Annotated in this window: 20 protein-coding genes; 17 read left to right on the plus strand and 3 right to left on the minus strand. The window is 72.2% G+C overall.

Annotation, left to right across the window (positions count from 1 at the left end):
• Positions 1–50: 50 nt before the first annotated feature.
• The 10 genes from rpsD (at position 51) to FB047_RS02760 (ending at position 11,080) form a co-directional block, all read left to right on the plus strand.
• Complete coding sequence (rpsD, locus tag FB047_RS02715; protein WP_076675537.1) at positions 51–680, plus strand: 30S ribosomal protein S4; 630 nt, start codon at positions 51–53, stop codon at positions 678–680.
• A gap of 836 nt (positions 681–1,516) precedes the next feature.
• Positions 1,517–1,798: an ATPase gene (locus tag FB047_RS02720; protein WP_136585668.1), complete on the plus strand. Its 282-nt coding sequence runs from the start codon at positions 1,517–1,519 to the stop codon at positions 1,796–1,798.
• A gap of 64 nt (positions 1,799–1,862) precedes the next feature.
• Positions 1,863–4,532, plus strand: coding sequence for an alanine--tRNA ligase (alaS, locus tag FB047_RS02725; RefSeq protein ID WP_136585669.1), 2,670 nt, complete (start codon positions 1,863–1,865; stop codon positions 4,530–4,532).
• Positions 4,529–5,002, plus strand: a complete 474-nt coding sequence (gene ruvX / locus FB047_RS02730) for a Holliday junction resolvase RuvX (RefSeq protein WP_136585670.1) — start codon at positions 4,529–4,531, stop codon at positions 5,000–5,002. Before alaS ends, ruvX begins: the two co-directional genes overlap by 4 nt.
• 2 nt (positions 5,003–5,004) lie before the next feature.
• Positions 5,005–6,807 (plus strand): endolytic transglycosylase MltG, encoded by a 1,803-nt coding sequence (gene mltG, locus FB047_RS02735; protein ID WP_136585671.1) that lies wholly within the window; start codon positions 5,005–5,007, stop codon positions 6,805–6,807.
• Positions 6,777–7,637 (plus strand): shikimate dehydrogenase, encoded by an 861-nt coding sequence (locus FB047_RS02740; protein WP_338095109.1) that lies wholly within the window; start codon positions 6,777–6,779, stop codon positions 7,635–7,637. Before mltG ends, FB047_RS02740 begins: the two co-directional genes overlap by 31 nt.
• Before the next feature lie 4 nt (positions 7,638–7,641).
• On the plus strand, positions 7,642–8,868 hold the full coding sequence (aroC, locus tag FB047_RS02745) for a chorismate synthase (protein ID WP_136585673.1): 1,227 nt from the start codon (positions 7,642–7,644) through the stop codon (positions 8,866–8,868).
• An 82-nt stretch (positions 8,869–8,950) separates the two neighbouring features.
• Positions 8,951–9,439 (plus strand): shikimate kinase, encoded by a 489-nt coding sequence (locus tag FB047_RS02750; protein ID WP_240752568.1) that lies wholly within the window; start codon positions 8,951–8,953, stop codon positions 9,437–9,439.
• Complete coding sequence (gene aroB, locus FB047_RS02755) at positions 9,436–10,512, plus strand: 3-dehydroquinate synthase (RefSeq protein ID WP_136585675.1); 1,077 nt, start codon at positions 9,436–9,438, stop codon at positions 10,510–10,512. Before FB047_RS02750 ends, aroB begins: the two co-directional genes overlap by 4 nt.
• A 13-nt stretch (positions 10,513–10,525) precedes the next feature.
• On the plus strand, positions 10,526–11,080 hold the full coding sequence (locus tag FB047_RS02760; RefSeq protein WP_205822597.1) for a GNAT family N-acetyltransferase: 555 nt from the start codon (positions 10,526–10,528) through the stop codon (positions 11,078–11,080).
• A gap of 136 nt (positions 11,081–11,216) precedes the next feature.
• On the opposite strand, the gene FB047_RS02765 is transcribed toward FB047_RS02760, so the two are convergent.
• The 3 genes from FB047_RS02765 to FB047_RS02775 form a co-directional block, all read right to left on the minus strand.
• Entirely contained in the window at positions 11,217–12,536 is a 1,320-nt protein-coding gene (locus FB047_RS02765) for an MFS transporter (RefSeq protein ID WP_136585676.1), read from the minus strand.
• A gap of 14 nt (positions 12,537–12,550) precedes the next feature.
• Positions 12,551–13,444, minus strand: coding sequence for a shikimate dehydrogenase (locus tag FB047_RS02770; RefSeq protein ID WP_136585677.1), 894 nt, complete (start codon positions 13,442–13,444; stop codon positions 12,551–12,553).
• Positions 13,445–13,663: 219 nt separating this feature from the next.
• Positions 13,664–14,296, minus strand: coding sequence for a TetR/AcrR family transcriptional regulator (locus FB047_RS02775; protein WP_136585678.1), 633 nt, complete (start codon positions 14,294–14,296; stop codon positions 13,664–13,666).
• Between the two features lie 63 nt (positions 14,297–14,359).
• Between FB047_RS02775 and FB047_RS02780 the strand changes: the two genes are divergently transcribed.
• The 7 genes from FB047_RS02780 to FB047_RS02810 all read left to right on the plus strand — a co-directional run bounded on the left by FB047_RS02780 (position 14,360) and on the right by FB047_RS02810 (position 22,396).
• Complete coding sequence (locus FB047_RS02780; protein ID WP_136585679.1) at positions 14,360–16,165, plus strand: sugar phosphate isomerase/epimerase and 4-hydroxyphenylpyruvate domain-containing protein; 1,806 nt, start codon at positions 14,360–14,362, stop codon at positions 16,163–16,165.
• A gap of 13 nt (positions 16,166–16,178) precedes the next feature.
• Positions 16,179–16,637 carry a type II 3-dehydroquinate dehydratase gene (locus tag FB047_RS02785; RefSeq protein WP_136585680.1) on the plus strand — a complete coding sequence of 153 codons (459 nt, stop codon included), beginning with the start codon at positions 16,179–16,181 and terminating at the stop codon, positions 16,635–16,637.
• Between the two features lie 72 nt (positions 16,638–16,709).
• Positions 16,710–17,270: an elongation factor P gene (efp, locus tag FB047_RS02790; protein ID WP_076675522.1), complete on the plus strand. Its 561-nt coding sequence runs from the start codon at positions 16,710–16,712 to the stop codon at positions 17,268–17,270.
• Between the two features lie 2 nt (positions 17,271–17,272).
• Entirely contained in the window at positions 17,273–17,683 is a 411-nt protein-coding gene (gene nusB, locus FB047_RS02795; RefSeq protein ID WP_136585681.1) for a transcription antitermination factor NusB, read from the plus strand.
• 247 nt (positions 17,684–17,930) lie between these two features.
• The gene (locus FB047_RS02800) at positions 17,931–20,891 is read left to right on the plus strand and encodes a DEAD/DEAH box helicase (protein WP_136585682.1); all 2,961 of its coding nucleotides are present in this window, start codon (positions 17,931–17,933) and stop codon (positions 20,889–20,891) included.
• Positions 20,892–20,955: 64 nt separating this feature from the next.
• On the plus strand, positions 20,956–21,501 hold the full coding sequence (locus tag FB047_RS02805; protein WP_136585683.1) for a hypothetical protein: 546 nt from the start codon (positions 20,956–20,958) through the stop codon (positions 21,499–21,501).
• A 91-nt stretch (positions 21,502–21,592) separates the two neighbouring features.
• Positions 21,593–22,396: an aspartyl protease family protein gene (locus FB047_RS02810; RefSeq protein ID WP_136585684.1), complete on the plus strand. Its 804-nt coding sequence runs from the start codon at positions 21,593–21,595 to the stop codon at positions 22,394–22,396.
• Positions 22,397–22,410 lie beyond the last annotated feature (14 nt).

The following is a 22,410-nucleotide window of genomic DNA, read 5'->3' on the forward strand; positions in this document are numbered from 1 at the left end:
ACGCCCGCGAGCCGCGAAAGGCGCGGCCGCGTCATCGGAAGGAGAACTTCGTGACCACGAAGTCTCAGGACCGCCGCAAGGTGCGTCTGTCGCGCGCCCTCGGCGTCGCGCTCACCCCCAAGGCCGCCCGCTACCTCGAGAAGCGTCCCTACGCTCCCGGCGAGCACGGCCGCACCAAGCGCAAGGCCGACAGCGACTACGCCGTCCGTCTGCGTGAGAAGCAGCGTCTGCGTGAGCAGTACGGCATCCGCGAGAAGCAGCTGCGCATCGCGTTCAACGAGGCCCGCCGCACCGACGGCCTGACCGGTGAGAACCTGGTCGAGCTGCTCGAGATGCGTCTGGACGCCCTCGTCGTGCGTTCGGGCTTCGCCCGCACCACCGCGCAGGCTCGCCAGCTCGTGGTGCACCGCCACATCATGGTCGACGGCCAGCTCGTGGACCGCCCGTCGTTCCGCGTGAAGCCGGGCCAGCAGATCCACGTCAAGCCGAAGAGCGAGGGCCTCGAGCCCTTCCAGGTCGCCGCCGCCGGCGGGCACGCCGAGGTGCTGCCCCCCGTTCCCGGTTACCTCGAGGTCGACCTGTCGACGCTCCAGGCCAAGCTCGTGCGTCGCCCCAAGCGCGCCGAGGTGCCCGTCACGTGTGACGTGCAGCTCGTCGTCGAGTACTACGCCGCCCGCTGATCCCAGCGAGCACACGAAGGGCGTCGGATTCTCCCGGCGCCCTTCGTCGTTCCCGATCGCGCTCTCGCGCGGCCGGATGTCGTTCCCGGTCGAGCTCCCGCGCGGCCGGATGTCGTTCCCGGTCACGCTTTCGCGCGGCCGGATGCCCGTCACCGGCACAACTCCGGCAGAATCGGCGCGCAGGGCCCCGCAGCGGGCCTATGGCGGACACAATGCAGGAGTTGTGCGCGCGACAGCGCCGCCCGCCCCACCATCCGGCCCGACAGCGCGACGAAATCCTGCGCTGTGTCCCACCGCGCGCCCCCACCCGCAGCCGCGGCCGGGCCCGGCGCCCCCTCCCACCGACGGCCCGCGGCGGCGCCACGACCCGGCACAACTCCGGCAGAACCGGAGCCCGGCCGTGGGCCGCGCGCCGCCACAACGCAGGAGTTGTGCACGCGACACCGCCGCCGCCCCGCCGTCCGGCCGGACAGAGCGACGAACTCCTGCGCCCTGTCCGACCGCCCCGCCCCACCCGAAGGCGAGCCCGGCGATCCCGCCACCCGGCGGCCCGCGCCGGCGCCACGCCCCCGGCACAACTCCTGCAGAAACAACGCACGGGGCCCGGCTGCGGGCCGTACGCCGCCATATCGCAGGAGTTGTGCACGCGACAGCGCGGGCAGGCGATCGCGGAGGGCGACGCTCGGCGCCGGGGAAGTACGACCCGCGGCGCAATCCACTGTCGGAGGCAGCGGATACGGACCGCACCGGGCGGCTTCATGCGCCACACAACGGCCGTCGCCTACGATGAAGGATGCCGCGACCGCGGCGTCGCCTCGAGGAAGAAGTCGTTGATCGTGAAAAGCCTCTTCTGGTTCGCGCTGGGGATCGCCGGCGGATTCGTCGCCGCCCATCTCGTCAACAAGGACCCCCGCGGTCAGGAGTTGCTCGCCCAGCTCGACTCCCGGATCGGGGAATTCACCGACCACATGAGCGACGCCTACCACCAGCAGGAGACCCGCCTGTCGGAGATCATCGACGACGCCAAGGGCGTCACCGCCTCCGCGGTCGACCGGGCCTCCGAGGCGATCGGCGACGCCGCCGCCTCCGCGAAGACCGCGGCCTCCTCGACCGACTGACCTCCCCGGCATCCCGCCCCCGAAGACCGGGGGCGGCCATCGCACGCCCACGGAAAGACCCGCCATGAAAACCGCCGAGATCGCCCAGCGCTTCCTCGACTTCTTCGAGAAGAAGAACCACACGATCGTCCCGTCGGCCTCGCTCGTCACCGACGATCCGGCCCTGCTGTTCACCGTGGCGGGCATGGTGCCCTTCATCCCGTACCTGAGCGGTGTCGTTCCCCCGCCCTACCCGCGGGCCGCGGACGTGCAGAAGTGCATCCGCACCAACGACATCGAAGAGGTCGGCAAGACCCCGCGCCACGGCACCTTCTTCCAGATGCTGGGCAACTGGTCGTTCGGCGATTACTTCAAGGAGGACGCGATCCGCTTCGCGTGGGAACTCCTCACCGCGCCGGAGTCCGAGGGCGGCCTGGCCTTCGACCCGAAGGACCTCTGGGTCACCGTCTACGAAGAGGATGACGAGGCGCACGACCTCTGGCTGAAGCTGAGCACCCTGCCCGAAGACCGCATCCAGCGTCTCGGCAAGGACACCAACTACTGGTCGACGGGTCTTCCGGGCCCCGCGGGCCCCTGCTCGGAGATCTTCTTCGACCGCGGCCCGGACTACGGCATCGACGGGGGCCCCGCCACCGACGACGACCGCTACGTCGAGATCTGGAACCTCGTGTTCATGCAGTACGAGATCACGAACGTGCGCTCGAAGTACGACTTCGACATCGTCGGCGAACTCCCCGCGAAGAACATCGACACCGGCATGGGCCTCGAGCGCATCGCGTTCATCAAGCAGGGCGTCGACAACATGTACGAGACCGACCAGGTGCGCCCCGTGCTCGATCTCGCGGCGAAGCTGGCGGGCAAGGCCTACGGCGCCGAATCCCACGAGGACGACGTGCGCCTGCGCATCGTCGCCGACCACGTGCGCTCCTCGCTCATGCTGCTCGCCGACGGCGTCACCCCCTCGAACGAGGGCCGCGGCTACATCCTGCGGCGCATCATGCGCCGCGCGATCCGCTCGATGCGCCTGCTCGGCGTGGAGGGCGCGACCTTCCCCGAGCTGTTCGCCGCCTCGCGCGACGCGATGAAGGAGTCGTACCCCGAGGTCGAGGCGGACTACGCCCGCCTCTCGGCCTACGCCATCGCCGAGGAGCAGACGTTCCTGCGCACCCTCGCGGCGGGATCCGCCATCCTCGACCAGTCGGTCGCCGAGGCCAAGAACGGCGGCGGCTCGACGCTCTCGGGCTCCGAGGCGTTCCTGCTGCACGACACCTACGGCTTCCCGATCGACCTCACGCTCGAGATCGCCGAAGAGGCCGGGCTGAGCGTCGACCGCGCGGCGTTCGACACCCTCATGCAGGAGCAGCGCACGCGCGCCAAGGCCGACGCCCGCGCCCGCAAGGGAGCGATCGCCGACCAGAGCGCGTACCGCGAGTTCCGCGCGCTCGGTGAGACGGTGTTCACCGGCTACACCGAGCTGCAGACGGAGTCGAAGGTGCTCGGCATCCTGGTCCAGGGACAGGGGACCGACCGCGCTTCGGAGGGCCAGATCGCCGAGGTCATCCTCGCCGAGACCGCCCTGTACGCCGAGTCGGGCGGCCAGGTCGCCGACAAGGGCGTCATCGTGGGACCCGGCTACGAGCTCGAGGTGCTCGACGTGCAGCGTCCCGTCCCGGGCCTCGTGAGCCACACTGTCGAGGTCACCACCGGCGAGGTCTCGGTGGGCGCCCCCGCCACGACAGTCGTCGACGGGCTCAACCGCCACGCCGCGCAGCAGGCCCACACCGCCACGCACCTCGTGCACGCGGCGATCCGCGACACCCTCGGCAAGACCGCGACGCAGACCGGATCGCTCAACCGCGCCGGCTACATGCGATTCGACTTCAGCTGGGGGTCCGCGCTCTCGAGCGAGACCCGCACCGAGATCGAGGACATCGCCAACAACGCCGTGCGCGACAACCTCGAGGTGACCACGCGGGTCATGTCGCTCGACGAGGCCAAGGCCGCCGGCGCCATGGCGCTGTTCGGTGAGAAGTACGGCGACACCGTGCGCATGGTCGACATCGGGGGTCCGTGGTCGCGCGAGCTGTGCGGTGGCACGCACGTCGCCCGCAGCTCCGAGATCGGTCTGGTCAACCTCGTCGGCGAGCAGTCCGTGGGCGCGTCGAACCGTCGCGTCGAAGCCCTCGTGGGACTCGACGCCTTCCGCGACCTCGCCGCCGAGCGCGCGATCGTCTCGCAGCTGTCGACGTCGCTCAAGACCCCGCGCGAGCAGCTCACGACCCGCATCAGTGAGCTCGCGGCCAGCCTGAAGGCCGCCGAGAAGAAGATCGCCGCCTTCGAGGCGCAGGCCCTGACCGGTCGACTGCCGCAACTGGTGGAGTCGGCCGTGGCCGTCGGCACCGTCAAGGTCGTGGCGCAGAGCCTCGGCGAGGGCGCGTCGGCCGACGACGTGCGCTCCCTGGCCCTGCAGGTGCGCGATCGGCTCGGCAGCGACCCCGCCGTCGTCGCGCTCGGCTCGGTGGCGGGGGGCCGCGCGACGGTCGTCGTCGTCACCAACGACGCCGCGCGCGAGCGCGGTCTCGCCGCCGGCGCTCTCGCGAAGGCCGCGGCCGCCACGCTCGGCGGCGGCGGCGGCGGTCGCCCCGACGTCGCGCAGGGAGGCGGAACGGATGCCGCTGCCCTGCCGCAGGCGCTGGAGGGCATCGTGGCCGACGTGCGGGCGACCACGGCGTGACGGAGTTCCGACGCGGCATCCGTCTGGGGATCGATGTCGGGCGCGCCCGCGTGGGCGTCGCCCGCTCCGATCCCGACGGGGTGCTCGCCGTGCCGGTCGAGACGGTTCCCCGCAAGGGGGAGCCCGTGCGCCGCATCGTCGCCCTCGCGACCGAGTACGAGGCGTTCGAGGTGCTCGTGGGGCTCCCGCTCAACCTGCGCGGGGAGGACACCCCGTCGACCACCGACGCGCGTCGCTTCGCGACGGAGCTCGCGGCGGCGCTGCCCATGCCGGTGCGCCTCGTCGACGAGCGCCTGAGCACCGTGTCGGCGCACGGGGTGCTTCGGGAGGCAGGACGTTCCCAGCGCGACTCTCGTAGCATTGTGGATCAAGTCGCCGCTGTGGTTCTGCTGCAGCAGGCGCTCGACGTGGAGCGACAGTCCGGCGAGCCGGCCGGACCCGCCGTATCACCGGGACAGGAGCCCGCCTGACGATGCCCGAGAATCAGCCCCCCGAGAACGATCCCTTCGCCGATCTGTACAGCCGTCTTCCCGATCCGCGCACCGGTGCGCGCTCGGCCGACGGCTCGGCGAGCGACGCTCCTCCCTCCCGCCGAGCGGCGCGGGAAGCCCGTCGCGCGCAGACGGGCCCCACCGGCACGGCATCCTCCGACGCCACCCCGGCCCCGCGCGTCGACGCCGCGCGTCGCGAGGGCGATGCGCCCGCTGTCGCCTCCGGCGCAGGGAACGCTGCGGAGCCCGCGCGCACCGCCGAGCCGTCGTCGGCGGCTCCGACCGCCGCACCCCGCACGTCCGCGCCCGAGCCCACCCCGGCCCCGCGCGCAACCGAGCCCCCCGCCGCCGCCCCCACCCCGGCCCCGCGCGCGACCGAGCCCACGGCGCCCGCCGCCGCGGCATCCCCGTTCCCCGCGGGTGAAGCGGATGCCGCTGCCCCCGGCCCCCGACGCACCCCGACCTCGCAGCCGGCCGCGGCCGGCACGACCTCGCCGGCCCCCGCGCCGCAGCCGTCGCCCGCCGACGGTGGCCCGCGGGCCGAGGCCGCGCATCGCTCCGAGCCCGCTCTCGTGGGCGCCGCCACCGCGCGCACCGGAGCGACCGGGGGAGGCGTGTCGTCGGGCTCTCTCGAAGACCTCTTCACCGGGGAGACCACCACCCACGAGATCGGGCACACCGCCCCGCGCGCCCCGAAGAAGCGCCGTCGCGTCGGCGGCTGGATCGCCCTCGTCGTCGTGCTCGTGCTTCTCGGCGGCGCCGCGGCGGGGGGCCTGGCCGTGTGGAACACCTACGGCGATCGCATCCAGGCCTTCCTCGGCAACGGCGAGCCCCTCGACTACGAGGCGGGCCAGGCCACCGGCGAAGCCCGCATCACCATCGTCTCGGGCGACACCGGGGAATCGGTCTCGCCGAAGCTGTTCGACGCCGGCGTCACGAAGGCGTCGAACTCGCTCTACAAGTACATGGTCGACAACTCCGTCGCCTTCACGTTCCAGCCCGGCGTCTACAAGCTGCAGCAGCAGATGACTTCCGAGGCGGTGCTCGCGGCGCTCCGCGACCCCGCGAGCCGCCTGGACTACTCCGTGCAGCTGCGCGAGGGACTGACGCTGAAGCAATCGCTCGACGTCATCTCCGAGCAGCTGAGCATCCCGCGCGCCGATCTCGACACCGCCGTCGCCGATCCCTCGGTCTACGGCGTCCCCGCCTCGACGCTCGAGGGCTGGATCTTCCCGGCGACGTACGACTTCGACGAGGGGGTCACCGCTCAGCAGGTCATCGAGCGCATGGTGCAGCGCACCATCCAGTCGCTCGACACCGCGGGGGTTCCCGCATCCGACCGCGAACGCATCCTCATTATCGCCTCGATCATCGAGCGCGAAGCGCGCAGCAGCGAGGACTTCTACAAGGTCTCGCGCGTGATCGAGAACCGCCTGCAGCCCGACAACACCGAGACCCACGGTCTGCTGCAGATGGACTCGACGGCCCAGTACGGCGCCGGAGAACTGGATGCCGGTTCGTCGTCGTCGTCCGAGAACGCGCTCACCAGCGACAACCCGTGGAACACCTACATCCGACCGGGTCTGCCCGTGGGCCCCATCGCCAACCCGGGTGATCTCGCGATCGACGCCGCCATGAAGCCGGTGGACGGACCGTGGTACTACTTCACGACGGTCAACCTCGCCACGGGCGAGACGGTCTTCTCGACGACCTACGCCGACCAGCTGAAGGCCGTGGAACAGTTCCGCGCGTGGTGCCGCGACAACCCCGACGGCGGATGCTGACCGACCGCACCCGGCTGGAGGTCTGGGGCGACCCGATCGCGCACTCGCGGTCGCCCCGGCTCCACGCCGCGGCCTACGGCGTGCTCGGGCTCGACTGGGAGTACGGGCGTCGACGCGTGGACGAGGCCGGCTTCGCCGCGGAGCTGGACGGGATGGATGCCACCTGGCGCGGCCTGTCGCTGACGATGCCGCTGAAGCACGCGGCGGCGGCCCGAGCCGCGACCCTCGACGACGACGCCCGCCTCACCGGTGCCGTCAACACCTACCTCCTCACCGACGACGGCCCGCACGGGTTCAACACCGACGTCGGGGGACTCGCCCGCGCCCTCGAGGAGATCGGCGTGCGGCGACCGCAGCGCGTACGCGTCCTGGGGGCGGGGGCGACCGCGACCTCCGCCGTCGTCGCGGCCGCGCGCGCCGGAGCGGTCGACATCGATGTGCGCGCCCGCCGCCCCGATGCGGCCGCGCCCCTGGTGGCGATCGGCGCCCGCCTCGGCGTCACCGTGCGCGCGACGACCCTCGACGCCCCCGACCCGGTCTCCGTCGACGCGACGATCGCGGCGTTTCCCGGCGGCACCGACCTCGGCGCTCTCGCCGGGCCCCTGGCATCCGCGTCGGGGCCCCTCGTCGACGTCGTCTACGGCGGCTGGCCGACACCCCTCGCGCTCGCGTGGGAGCGGGCGGGCGTCCCCGCGCACGACGGGCTGACCATGCTGCTGCACCAGGCGCTGCTGCAGGTGCGGCTGTTCGTCACGGGCGACGCCTCCCGGCCGCTCCGGCGCGACGACGAGGTGCTGGCCGCAATGCGCATCGCGCTCATGGGAGACTAGACGAATGCTTCGCGTCTTCACCGCCGGCGAGTCCCACGGCCCCGAACTGATCGCCCTCATGGAGGGGATGCCGGCCGGTGTCCCCGTCTCCTCGGCCCAGATCCGCGCCGAACTTGCGCGCCGTCGGCTCGGCTACGGCCGCGGCTCGCGCATGAAGTTCGAAGAGGACGAGCTCACCCTCTCGGCGGGTGTCGTGCACGGCTTCACGATCGGCAGCCCGATCGCGCTGCGCATCGGCAACACCGAGTGGCCGAAGTGGACCGAGGTCATGAGCCCCGAGCCCGTCGAGCTGTCCGACCGCTCGCGCGGTCGTGGCGCGGCCCTCACGCGCCCCCGCCCCGGCCACGCCGACCTCGTCGGCATGCAGAAGTACGGCTTCGACGAGGCGCGTCCCATCCTCGAGCGCGCCTCGGCCCGCGAGACGGCCGCGCGCGTCGCGCTCGGTGCGGTGGCCCGCTCGTTCCTCGGCGAGCTCGGCATCCGCCTCGTCAGCCACACGCTCTCCATCGGGCCCCTGCGCGTTCCCGACGACGCGGATCTGCCCACGCCCGACGACGTCGACCGCCTCGACGCCGACCCGCTGCGGTGCTTCCACGCCGAGACCAGCGCGGCGATGGTCGCCGAGGTCGACGACGCGAAGAAGGCGGGCGACACGCTCGGCGGCATCGTCGAGGTGCTCGCGTACGGTCTGCCCCCGGGGCTCGGCTCCCACGTGCAGTGGGACCGGCGCCTCGACGCCCGCCTCGCGCAGGCGCTCATGAGCATCCAGGCGATCAAGGGCGTCGAGGTCGGCGACGGCTTCCTCACCACGACGCGCCGCGGTTCGCAGGCGCACGACGAGCTGTTCGCCACCGAGGACGGCATCACGCGCTCCTCCGACCGCGCGGGTGGCACCGAGGGCGGGATGTCCACCGGCACCGTCCTGCGCGTGCGCGCCGGCATGAAGCCGATCGCGACGATCCCCAAGGCCCTGCGCACCGTCGACGTCGCGACGGGCGACACCGCCGCGGCGCACCACCAGCGCTCCGACGTGTGCGCCGTCCCGGCATCCGGAGTGGTCGCCGAGGCCATGGTCGCGGTGACCCTCGCCGACGCCGTGCTCGAGAAGTTCGGCGGCGACAACGTCGCCGAGACGCGCCGCAACCTCGAGACGTACCTCGCGAACCTGCCCCGGACGCTGCGCACGACCGACGCGTCGGATGCCGCGTTGCTCGCGCATGACCTCGCCTGAGCGGGCGTCCGCGCCTGCCGCCGCCGGCGATCCCGTGACCGAGAGCGGTGAGGCGGGTCCCGCCGTCGTGCTGATCGGCCCGATGGGCGCCGGCAAGACGAGCGTGGGGCGACGCGTCGCGCGTGCCCTCGGAGCGTCGTTCAGCGACACCGACAAGATCGTCGTGCGCGACCACGGCCCGATCCGCGACCTCTTCCTCGCGCACGGCGAAGCGCACTTCCGCGCGCTCGAACGCGACGCGGTGGTCGAGGCGCTCGGCCGCGGGGGCGTCGTCGCCCTCGGCGGGGGAGCGGTCCTCGACCCGCTCACGCGGGAGCGGCTCGGCGCCCACCGCGTCGTGCTGCTGACCGTGTCGCCGCAGGTCGTGGCCTCCCGCATCCACGGCGACGACCGGCCGCTCCTGGGGGGAGAGGACCCCGCGCAGCGGTGGCTGCGCATCTATGAAGAACGGCGGCCGATCTACGAGGCCGCCGCCGACATCGCCTTCGACACGTCGTCGGGGCCGCTGTCCCGCGTCGTCGACGACATCGTGACCTGGGCGCGACGCCCCCAGGTCGAGGAGACATCATGACCGACATCACCACCATCAGCGTCGCCGGCGACCCCGGCTACGACATCACCGTCGGGCGCGGCCTGCTGGCGACCCTCGGCGAGAAGCTGCCCCCCGCGGCGCAGAAGGTGCTCATCGTGCACCCGCCGACCCTGGCCGCCCAGGCCGAGGCGCTGCGCGCGCAGCTCATGGGCGACCGCCAGGTGCTGCTCGCCGAGATCCCGGATGCCGAGCAGGGAAAGCGCGTCGAAGTGGCGGCCTTCTGCTGGCAGGTCATGGGCCAGGCCGACTTCACCCGCACGGACGCGGTCATCGGTTTCGGCGGGGGAGCGGTCACCGACCTCGCCGGTTTCGTCGCCGCGACGTGGCTGCGCGGAGTCGCCCTCGTGCAGGTGCCCACGACGGTGCTGGGAATGGTGGATGCCGCGGTCGGCGGCAAGACCGGCATCAACACCGCCGAGGGGAAGAACCTCGTCGGAGCCTTCTGGCCCCCGGTGGCCGTGGTGTGCGATCTCGACCTGCTCGACACGCTGTCGAAGAACGAGGCGACCGCGGGCTTCGCCGAGGTGGTGAAGGCCGGATTCATCTGGCATCCCGAGATCCTCGATCTGATCGAGGCCGACCCGACCGGGATCGTCGACCCCCGCGGCGACGCGTTCCGCCGCTGCGTCGAGCTCGCGATCGACATGAAGGCGCGCGTCGTCGGAGAAGACCTGCGCGAGGCGGGGCTTCGCGAAGTGCTCAACTACGGCCACACGCTCGGGCACGCCATCGAGCACGCCGAGCGCTACCGCTGGCGTCACGGCGCGGCGATCTCGGTCGGCATGGTCTTCGCGGCGGAGCTGTCGCGCCTCGCCGGGCGCCTCCCGGACGACGTCGCCCAGCGTCACCGCACGGTGCTCGAGGCGCTCGGGCTCCCCACGACCTACCGCGCCGGGGCGTTCCAGACGCTGAAGGCGACCATGCAGCGCGACAAGAAGAGCCGCGGCAGCATGCTGCGCTTCATCGTGCTCGACGACCTCGCCCGTCCCACCGTGCTGCAGGCACCCGACGAGTCGCTGCTGTTCGCGGCCTACCAGGAGGTCGGTGCGTGACGCGGAGCGCCTCGTGACGCACGGTCGCGCCGGCGCCCCGACCGTGCGGCGCGTGCGCGCCGGGGAGGGCGCCCGGGTGCGCGAGTTGCGCCTGCGCGCCGTGAGCGACCCCGCGGCATCCATCGCCTTCCTCACCACCTTCGAGCAGGAGCTCGAGCGCGACCAGGCGTTCTGGGACGAGCGCGCGGCGGGAGGAGCGGACGGCGACTCCGCGGCGATGTTCGTGGCCGAGAGCGGAGACGACTGGATCGGCACCTGCACGGTGCTGGTGCGACGCGCGGGCGACCTCGACCACACCGGGCGGCGGTCGACGGCGGACCGCGCGGACGTCGTCGGCGTCTACGTCGACCCGGCGCACCGCGGCAGCGGAGCGATCGACGCGCTCCTCGACGCAGCGGCGCGGTGGTGCGCCGCCCGGGGCTTCGAGACGCTCTCTCTCGACGTCCACGTCGACAACGCCCGAGCCCAGGCGGTGTACCGACGCGCCGGTTTCGTGGCGACGGGGGAGACCTTCACGGGCCCGATCGGCGACGAACTCGCGATGAGCCGGTCGCTGCGCGCTCTCTGAGCGGTCGGCGACGTCACCGCTCGCGCGGCCTCGCGTCCAGCTCGCGCACCCCTCTGCCAGCATCGCCCGCCCGAGGACCTCTCCGAGAACGGAGAAGCCCCGCCTCCCGGAAGAGGCGGGGCTTCTCGGGTACCGGTCAGACCGACACGGGCACGCGGCGTTCGGCGGCCAGACCGAGCTGATCGGTCGGGACGTCCTTGGTCTCGCGCGCCGTCAACGCGCTCACCGAGGCGATCACCGCGATCACCGCGGTGAAGACGCTGATGACGACCCACCCGCCCGCGGCGCCCCCGCCGAGGGCGGCGACGATGCTGGGGGCGAAACCGGCCATCAGGAAGCCGAGCTGCGTCCCGATCGCCATGCCCGAGAAACGCACGCGGGTGCTGAACATCTCGCCGTAGAACGAGGGCCACACGGCGTTGGCGGCGGCGTATCCGCACGAGAAGGTGAGGACGGCGAGGCCGAAGGTCACCAGGTCGTTCCCCGCGCCCATCGACAGCATGTAGAAGGGCATGAACGCCGCCGACGAGAGCGCGCCGTAGATGAACACCGGCTTGCGTCCGACGCGGTCCGCGAGCTTGCCGAAGAGCGGCTGCGTGAACAGCGCCACGACGTTGGCGACCACCACGAGCCACAGCGTGACGCTCGCGGCCAGACCCTGCTCCTTGCCGTAGGCGATGGCGAGTGTGCCGAACACCGTCGAGACGGCCGCGATGAACGCGCAGCAGATGACGCGGAGGACATCGCGCCAGTGGTTCTTCAGCAGCGGGAGCAGCGGCATCCGGGCGATCTGTCCGGTCGCCTTCGCCTGCTCGAATTCGGGGGTCTCGTGCAGGCTCCGTCGGATGAAGAACGCGACGACGACCACGACGGCGCTCAGCCAGAACGGCACGCGCCAGCCCCACGAGAACTTGATCTCGTCGGGCAGGGCGACGACCGGGATGAAGATGAGGGCCGCGAGGATCTGTCCGCCCTGGGTTCCGGTGAGGGTCCACGAGGTGAAGAACGAACGACGCCCGTCCGGGGCGTGCTCGAGGGTGAGCGAGGAGGCGCCCGCCTGCTCGCCGGCGGCCGACAGGCCCTGAGCGAGACGGCACAGCACCAGCAGGGCCGGGGCGAACCAGCCGATCTGCGCGAAACCGGGGAGGCAGCCGATGATGAACGTCGACAGTCCCATCAGGACCAGCGTGAACATCAACACCTTCTGCCGCCCGATGCGGTCGCCGAAGTGACCGAGGATCACGGCGCCGACGGGACGCGCGATGTAGGCGAAGCCGAAGGTGGCGAACGACATCACGAGGGCCGCCTGATCGCCGGACGGGAAGAACACCGTCGGGAAGATGAGGGCCGCGGCCGAGCCGAACAGGAAGAAGTCGTAGTACTCCACGGCGCTGCCCATGAAGCTGGCCGTGGCCGCCTTCACGGGAGTCTTCCGCGTCGTTGCGGGGGTGGACATGGGGTGTCTGCTCCTTAGAGGGGGAGGGCGGGGCTGAGCGGCGCGTCCGCCGCGACCAGGTCGAGGAAATGGGCGGTCATGCGGTCGGGATCGGGTCGCGTCCCGGTGATCAGGGCGAACGCGTCGACGGCCTGGTGGACCGCCATGCGCCCGCCGCTGAGGGTCCGGCATCCGCGCTCGCGCGCGGCGAGGAGGAGTTCGGTGTCGAGGGGGCGGTAGACGATGTCGGCGACCCACAGCTCGGGGCGCAGCAGCTGCGCGTCGAGCGGCAGGCCGGGGTGCTCCGCCATGCCGACCGGCGTGCAGTGCACGAGTCCGTCCGCGTCGCTCAGCACGGCCGCGAGGTCGGTGGGGGAGGCGGTGTCGACGACGGACAGCGGATGCCGCGCCCCCAGGTCGTCGGCGAGGGTGCGGGCGCGCGCGGCGTCGAGGTCGACGACGGTGAGGCGGGCGGTCCCGAGACGAAGCAGGGCATCGGCCACGGCGGAGCCCGCGCCACCGGCGCCGAGCTGGACGACGTGCCGGGTCGCGGCATCCGGAAGCCCGTCGGTGAAGGCGGCGGCGAAGCCGGTGGTGTCGGTGTTGTGGCCGACGCGCCCCGTCGGGGTGAAGAGCACGGTGTTGACCGCTCCGAGGGCGGCCGCGACGGGGTCGATGCGATCGAGGTGCGCCAGCACGCTCTGCTTGCAGGGGTGGGTGACGTTGACGGCGTCGTAGCCGAGACGCTCGGCCCACGCGAGCACCTCGCCGATGCGCGCGGGGTCGATGCCGAGCGCGGTGAGGTCGAGCGGCCGGTAGACGTAGGCGAGCCCGAGGGCGCGCGCCTCGGCCATGTGCATCGGCGGCGTGAGGGAGGGGAGCACACCCGTGCCGATGAGGCCCACGAGGTAGGGGTGCGAGTCGTTCACGGTACTCCTTCGTCTCCGCGCGACCGGGTTATGTACTAACCGGTACGTTCAGAGGAAACCACGGTCGCGCCGCGGTGTCAACGACGGATTCCGGATGCCGGGGACCCCGAGCCCGACGACGGGCCCGGCACCCGCGACGACCCGGCGGCCTCGACAGGCTCAGCCACCTCGGACGCGAGGACCCTGAGCCCGCCGAAGGGTCCGGGGCCGGGTGCGCGGTCAGAGCGCCGGGGCCGTGAGCCACCCCACGACGACGTCGCCGATGACGGAGCGCAGGTGCGAGCGGCGGTCGGGGGCGGAGAGGTCGACGTCGAACAGGTAGCCGAAGGTGTACTGGTTGGCGACCTGGAACACGCAGTAGGAGCTGATCACGAGGTGCACGTCGATGGCATCCACGTCGGCGCGGAAGAGGCCGGCCGCGCGCCCCCGCTCGAGGATCTCGTCGAGCAGTCCCTTCGCGGGCTGCGACTGCGTGCGCAGCCCCTCGATCTGGCGGATGAAGACCCCGCGGTGGATGTTCTCGATCGCGACGAGACGGATGAAGGCGTCGTGGCCGACGTGGTGGTCGAAGGTGAGCTCGGCGAGGGCGCGGATGGCATCCACGGGGTCGGCATGGTCGACGTCGATCGCCCGCTCGGCCTCGCGGATGCCGCGGTACGCCTCCTCGAGCACGGCCCGGTAGAGCCCCTCTTTGCCGCCGAAGTAGTAGTAGATCATCCGCTTCGTCGTGCGCGTGCGGGCGGCGATCTCGTCGACCCGCGCCCCGGAGAAGCCGTCTTCGGCGAACACCTCGGTCGCCACCGCGAGCAGTTCGGAACGCGTGCGCTCGGCGTCTCGACGTGCCTCGACCATGGGCCCAACCTACTGGACCGCCGGGGTGGACCCGGTTTGTACTAACTGGTACATTCGGCCGCCATGAAGACCTCGATGGCGACCGTCTGCATCAGCGGCACCCTGGCCGACAAGCTCCACGCGTGCGCGGCGGCCGGATTCGACGGCGTCGAGATCTTCGAGCCCGACCTGCTCGCCGCCCCCGAGAGCCCCGAGGAGATCGCGGCCCTCGCCGCCCGCCTCGGCCTCACGCTCGACCTGTACCAGCCGATGCGCGACGTCGAAGGTGTCGACGACGAGGCGTTCGCCGCCGTCCTGCGCCGCGCGGAGGCGAAGTTCCGGCTCATGAACCGCCTCGGCATCGACCTGGTGCTGTGCTGCAGCAACGTCGCCACGGCGACGATCGACGACGACGACGTCAGCGCCGCGCAGCTGCGGCGTCTGGGAGACCTCGCCGAGGGATTCGGCATCCGCATCGCCTTCGAAGCCCTCGCGTGGGGCCGTTTCGTCGACGACTACCGCCGCGCGTGGCGCATCGTCGAGCTCGCCGACCACCCGGCGGTGGGGGTGTGCCTCGACTCGTTCCACATCCTCTCGCGCGGACACGACCCCGCCGCGATCTCCGGCATCCCGGGGGAGAAGATCTTCTTCGTGCAGCTCGCCGACGCCCCGCGCCTCAGCATGGACGTGCTGTCGTGGAGTCGCCATCACCGTCTCTTCCCCGGCGAGGGCGAGTTCGACCTCGCCGACTTCACCGCGCGCATCGTGGATGCCGGCCACACCGGGCCGTGGTCGCTCGAGGTGTTCAACGACACCTTCCGCCAGACCGACCCGCGCCGCACGGCCCTGCACGCGCGCCGCTCGCTGCGCTGGCTCGAGGACGCGGTCTCGCGCACCCTCTCCGACGCCCCGGACGCGTTGCAGATGCTCCCCGACTCCGCCGCTCCGTCGGCCGTCGACTTCGTCGAGATCAAGGCGGAGGACACCTCCGCGGTCGAGGAACTGCTCGGCCAGCTCGGCTTCACCCCGCGCGGCCGCCACCGCACCAAGCCCGTGACGCTGTGGACGGCCGGACGCGCCCGCGTGGTTCTGAACGAGCAGCACGCGAGGGGGTGGGAGCCGCGGCTGGCCGCGATCGGCCTCGAGGTCGACGACGCCGAGGCCGTCGACCTCCGCATGCACGAGCTGCGCGTGCCGCGGGCGTACCGCCGCACCTACGCCACCGAGGAGCGTCTCGACGGCGCCGTCGCCCCCGACGGGACCGAGGTGTACTGGGCGCAGGCCGCCGACGAGGGCGAACCGGTCTGGGTGGCCGAGTTCGAGCACGGGGAGGCCGAGACCCCGACCGTCGTCGAGGGCGTCGACCACGTCAGCCTGTCGCAGCCCTGGCAGGCGATCGAGGAGGCGACACTGTTCTACACCGCCGGTTTCGCGCTGCGCGTCGACAGCAGCACCGAGGTGCCGGGGCCCCAGGGCCTGGTGGCCAGTCGCGTGCTCGGCTCGCCCGGCGGCGAGGTGCGCCTGCCGCTGAACGTCGCACCCCCGATCCTCGCCGGCGAGAGGGCCGCCCTGCCCCAGCACGTCGCCTTCCACTGCGCCGACGTGCGCGCGCTCGCCCGCGCGGCGCGCGAGCGGGGCTTCGTCCCGCTGTCGATGCCCGGCAACTACTACGACGACATCGCGGCGCGCTTCGACCTGCCCGCCGAGGCCGTCGCCGAGCTGCGCGAGCTGCACCTCGGATACGACCAGGATGCCGCGGGCACCTACCTGCACTTCTACACGCGCACCATCGGCGAGGTGTTCCTGGAGTTCGTCGAGCGCGTCGACGCCTACGCCGGCTACGGGGCGGGCACGGCTCCCGTGCGACTGAGCGCGCAGGGGCGGCGCTGATAGCGTGCGGGACATGACCACGCCCCGCCGCCTGTTGCTCGTGAACGGCCCCAACCTCAACCTGCTGGGGACCCGCCAGCCCGAGATCTACGGGCGCGACACGCTCGCCGACGTCGAGCGCGTCACGGCCGAGGCGGCGGGCCGTCACGGCATCGACGTCCGGGCGATCCAGAGCAACCACGAGGGCGTTCTCATCGACGCGATCCACGCCGCCCGCCTCGACTGCGCCGGCATCGTGATCAACGCCGGGGGACTCACACACACCTCCGTCGCGCTGCGCGACGCCCTGGCATCCGTCGACCTCCCCGTCGCCGAGGTGCACATCTCGAACATCAAGGAGCGGGAAGCGTTCCGGCACTTCTCGTACATCGAGGACGTCGCCGTCGTGCACGTCATCGGCGAGGGCGTGCCCGGCTACGCGCGCGCCGTCGACCTGCTCGTCGAGGTGATCTCGGGCCGCGCCGACGGCTGAGGGCGCGGATCACGTAGACTTTGACGTCGGGCTCTCGCCCACTTCGACTCACGAAACGGAATATCGGCACTCATGGCATCCACCGCAGACATCAAGAACGGCGTCGTCCTGAACATCGACGGTCAGCTCTGGAGCGTCGTGGAGTTCCAGCACGTCAAGCCCGGCAAGGGCGGCGCGTTCGTGCGCACCAAGCTCAAGAACGTCATGAGCGGCAAGGTCGTCGACCGCACGTTCAACGCCGGAGCCAAGGTCGACCTCGAGAACGTCGACCGCCGCGACTTCACCTACCTCTACAACGACGGCGAGGGCTTCGTCTTCATGGACGTCGCCGACTACGACCAGATCACCGTGGGTGCCGCCACCGTCGGCGACGCGGCGAACTTCCTGCTCGAGAACCAGCAGGTGCAGATCGCGCTGAACAACGGCAACCCGCTCTACATCGAGCTCCCGCCGTCGGTCATCCTCGAGGTCACCTACACCGAGCCGGGCCTGCAGGGCGACCGCTCGTCGGCCGGCACCAAGCCCGCCACCGTCGAGACCGGGTACGAGATGCAGGTTCCCCTGTTCCTCGAGACCGGCACCAAGATCAAGGTCGACACTCGCACGGGCGAGTACCTCGGCCGCATCAGCTGATCTTGAGCGCCCGTACCAAGGCGCGCAAGCGCGCCCTCGACATCCTCTTCCAGGCCGACGTGCGCGGTGAGGACCTGCCCGTCATGCTGGCCACCGAGGCCAAGCGCGCGGCATCCGAGCCCGACCGCCAGGCCTCGTGGCTGTACGCCCGTGACATCGTCGACGGGGTGATCGACAACCGCGACGCGATCGACGAGCAGATCACCACCTTCGCGAAGGACTGGTCGCTGCAGCGCATGCCCGCGGTCGACCGCGCCCTGCTGCGCATCGGCACGTGGGAGATCCTCTACAACGACGAGGTGCCCACGGCCGTCGCGATCGACGAGGCCGTCGAGCTGGCGAAGGAGTTCTCGACCGACGACTCCGGTTCGTTCGTGCACGGCGTGCTCGCGCGCATCGCCCGCTCGTCCTGAAGGCGCTCGACCCCGTGCGACGCGGCCCCGGCCCTCGGCCGGCGGCCGCGTCGCCGCGTTCGCGGGCGGGATGCCGTCACCGGGGGAGCCGTTCGCGGCCGGAGGGCGGCGCGAGAGACGCTCTTCGCGTCGAGAAACACGACGTCGCCGCGTTTCTCAGCAGAGAGGGCGTTCATCGGCGTGCGGGGCACGGCCCCGCGTGCGCGGCGCACCGGCCGATGTCGGAGGCCCGGGTCAGGATGCTGCCGTGACCTCGTGGCGCGACCTCCTCCCCGGCACCCCGCCGCGGACGTTCGACGCGCTCGCCCTCGGCATCGAACTGCGTCAGCGCGAGGCGTACGACCCCGCCCGATGGGAGGCCCGCGCGGTCGTCCCCGTGACGCCCCGCCTGCTCGCCCGCCGACAGGACGACCTGCAGCTCGTCGCCCGTCCCCTCGTGCGCGGCGCCCGCGACGCCTGGATCCGCGCGGATGCCACGTGGGACACGGTCCGTCGCAGCGCCGGCCGATTCGAGCCCGCGCAGGTGCGCTGGTTCGCCGAGCTGCACGCCCTCGCCCAGGCGCTGCGCACGAGCGGACCCTTCGCCCCGTCCGGCGACACCGTCGCCCTCGACGCCGTCGACTCGCCCCTGCTGTGGCCCCACCTGGCGGCCGCCGAGGCGCTCGGCATCCCTCTCGTCGCCATGAACGCCCAGCAGCGCGTGCGTCTCGCGCGGGGCGCGACCGCGCGCGTGACCCTCGACGCGGTCGGCGGGGGAGCCCTGCGCGTCTCGGCCGACCTCGAGATCGACGGGCAGCCGACGGATGCCGCCCACGCACGCGCCCTCGGAGACGCAGGGCTCTTCGCGTTCGCGATCGAGGTCGATCCCGTGCCGATCGTGCTCGCTCCGGTCGCCCTGCCCGACCCCCTGCCGTCGCTGCTGGGGACGCCCCCGGTCGAGGTGCCCCCGGCGGAGGCGGCGGAGTTCGTCGCCGAGGTGTACCCGCGTCTCGCTCGACGCGCCCCGCTGTCGGTGGGGGCGGGGGTCCCCGCTCCGCCGCCCGCCCGCCCCACCCTCGAGGTGGCCGTGACCTACGCCGACGACGACGTGGACTACGCCCTGACCTGGGTCTACCCGGGTGGACTCCGCCTCGCGTACGACGCCGATGACACGGGCGGCCACGGGGGAGTCGACCGCGACACGCGCGCCGAGGCGCAGATCGGCGAGCGCGTCGAGACGGCGTGGTCGGCGGCATCCGATCTGCCGGTCGCGGCGCGCGCGACCCTGCGCGACGCCGATGCCGCGGTGTTCGCCACCCGTGTGCTTCCGGCGCTCGACGTGCTCGACGAGGTGCGCGTGCGCACGAGCGGAACCGCTCCGTCGTTCCGCGAGTTGCGGGGCGATCCTCGACTGCGCATCACCGCCGTCGAATCCGCCGACCGCGACTGGTTCGACCTCGGGATCGTCGTCACCATCGACGGGCGCACGATCCCGTTCGGGACGCTGTTCTCCGCCCTGTCCCGGGGACGCACGCGCATCAAGCTGTCGGACGGCGCGTGGTTCTCGCTCGCCCACCCGGCGCTGCAGCGGCTGCGCGAGCTGCTCGACGAGGCGGCGGGCCTCGACGAGTGGGAGACCGGTCCGCGCCTGCCGCGCACCCACCTCGCCCTGTGGGCGGAGTTCGAAGACCTCGCCGACCAGTCCGAGGCCGCCGTCGAGTGGCGCGGTCTCGCCCGGGCACTGCGCGAGGTCGGCGAGATTCCCGAGGTGGCGCCCCCGCCCGGATTCCTCGCCGACCTGCGTCCGTACCAGCGCGAGGGCCTGTCGTGGCTCGCCCTCCTGCACGCGCACCGGCTCGGCGGCATCCTGGCCGATGACATGGGGCTCGGCAAGACGCTCCAGCTGCTCGCCCTCATCGCGCACGCGCGCTCGCGCGGCGACACCCGTCCGTGGCTGGTCGTCGCCCCCACCTCCGTGCTGCCGACGTGGCGCGACGAAGCCGCCCGGTTCGTCCCCGACCTGCGGGTGCGGGTGGTCGAGGCCACCGCGGTGCGTCGGACGACGTCGATCGCCGAGGTCGCCGCGGAAGCCGACGTCGTGGTCGCCCCCTACGGAGTGGTGCGGACGGATGCCGCGGAGTTCGCGGTGCCGCACTGGGCGGGCGTGGTCCTCGACGAGGCGCAGTTCGTGAAGAACCCGGCGACGCGCATCCACCGGGCGATCGCGGCGCTGCGCACCGACGCGGTGTTCGCGGCGACGGGCACGCCGCTCGAGAACGGACTCGACGACCTCTGGGCGTTGCTGTCGCTCACGGCGCCGGGACTGTTCCCCTCGATCCGGCAGTTCCGCGAGGACTACACCCGCGCGATCGAGCAGGTGCCCTCCGATGCGCCGACCGCCCTGTCCGCGGCCGCGGCGAGCGCGCACCGCGACAAGATGCTCGACCGCCTGCGCCGGCGGGTGCGGCCGTTCCTGCTGCGGCGCACGAAGGACGTCGTGGCATCCGATCTTCCTCCCAAGCAGGAGCAGGAGCTCGTCGTCGCCCTCGGGCCCGCTCATCAGGAGCTCTACGACCGGGTCCTGCAGCGCGAGCGGCAGAAGGTGCTGGGGCTTCTCGACGACCTCGACCGGCAGCGGTTCATCGTGTTCCGCTCGCTCACGCTGCTGCGCATGCTGGCGCTGGCCCCGGGGCTCGTCGACGAGCGCGACGCGCACCTGGGGTCCGCGAAGCTCGACGCACTGCTGGAGCGCCTCGTCGAGGTCGCGGCGGAGGGGCATCGCGCCCTGGTGTTCAGTCAGTTCACGTCGTTCCTCGATCTTGCGGCCGAGCGATTGGATGCCGCGGGCCTGGCGTACGCGCACCTCGACGGTTCGACGGCCCGGCGGGGAGAGGTGATCGAGGGTTTCCGTGGGGGAGAGGCTCCGGTCTTCCTCATCAGCCTGAAGGCGGGCGGGTTCGGCCTGACCCTCACCGAAGCGGAGTACGTGTTCGTGCTCGACCCCTGGTGGAACCCCGCGGCCGAGAATCAGGCGATCGATCGGGCGCACCGCATCGGACAGACCCGGAGCGTCTTCGTCTACCGACTGATCGCCGCCGGAACGGTGGAGGAGAAGGTGCGCGAGCTGCAGCACCGCAAGGCCGCGCTGTTCGATGCGGTGATCGACGACGGCGAGGCGTTCGCGTCAGCGCTGGATGCCGACGACATCCGGCAGTTGCTGGGGCCGTGACACGCACCCGGATAGGGTCGGAGCTCCGTCACCGGTCGACGGGAGGGAAGAGGCGGACGACGTCATGACGCGAACCGAGGGGCCCGAGCCCGGCTACCATCCGCCCACCTTCGTCCTGTACGAGGCGGTGTTCGGCGAAGGGGGAGTGCGGCGGTGGCTGCGCGGATGGAACGGGCTGGTGACCGCACCCGCCACCGATGTGACGCTCGCCGCCCGGACCGAGCGCGGCGCCGCGCTGGTGACCTCGGCTCGATTCAGCAAGGCGACGGAGGCCCGCGCCACGGCGGCCTTGCTGCTCTCGGCGTTCCGCGTCTTCGCCCCGTCGACCCCCGTCGTCGAGATCCTGAGGATCGCCGACGATGACACCCGATGGGAGGCCGCGACCCTGATCGTCGACGGTCGACCGTCGCCGGCCGAGACCGCGGTCGTCGGCGGGGTGACGCTCATGTGCTGCGTCGATCGCTCCGCGGGCGTGCACGTCGCCGTCGCCGCGACCGGCGCGGTCGGCGTGCGCCGCCTGATCGAGGGCCGGAACGACGCCTATCCGGCCGATCCGTTCGTCGCGCACGCGTACGCCGACCTGCCGCCGGTCGACGACATCGTCGACTGACGACCGCGGACCGGTGCGGGTATGCTCACGGCTCACCTCCGCTCGCCCGTGACGAACGGGACCGTGGTGCGATGATCCCCGGGGAGGGACGATGACGGCATCCGTGGCGATCGAGGTGATCCCGGATGCCGAGATCTCCGACGCGGCGAGCGTCCAGGTCCTGATCGACGTCGACGGGACGGCGCGACGCCTGGTCCTGGACACGGGCGGCGCGACCAGCGGTCTTCGCGCCGTCGATCTTCCGCCGACCTCGTCCACGGTGGCGCGGAGCAGCCCGGGTGGGCGCGGCGCGTTCGCCCCGGGCGGCGCGAGCCGCCAGGTCGAGGTCGAGGTGTTGACGCTCGGCGACCTGCGCGTGCGCGGCCTGCTGCTCGACGTCGAGGACGACCCTCGAGCGCGCTCGATCCTCGGCCTCGACGTGCTCGGGGGCCACCGCCTGGACATCCGCTTCGGGCGGGGCACCCTGACCCTCGACGGCGACGCGGCGGTCGCTCACCGGCATCCGCTCATCCGATCGGCCCACGGTCACCCGTTCGTCCGCGCGTCGTGGGGCAGCGTCGAGACCGACGTGCTCTGGGACTCCGGCGCCGAGGTCACCGTCATCGACGAGACGTTCGCCGACCGGCACGCGCACCTGCTCCACCCCCTCGGCGCGGCGGACGCGGGAGACGCCCGCGGGGCGAGCCGTCGCGTGGACCTCGTCCGCATGGCGGCGGTGACGATCGGCGGACGCTCCTTTCCGCCGAGCACGGCCGTCGTCACCCCGCTCGCGGGGATGCGACGCCCCGGCGAGCCGCCCCTGGACGTCATCCTGGGGATGCCGGTGCTGCGCCGGGCGGACTGGACGCTGCACCTCGCCGAAGGCTGGTGGGGCTACCCGTCGGCATCCGCGTGAACGGTCGAGGTGCC

It is taken from the genome of Microbacterium hydrothermale, from assembly GCF_004854025.1.
GTDB classification, from domain to species: domain Bacteria; phylum Actinomycetota; class Actinomycetes; order Actinomycetales; family Microbacteriaceae; genus Microbacterium; species Microbacterium hydrothermale.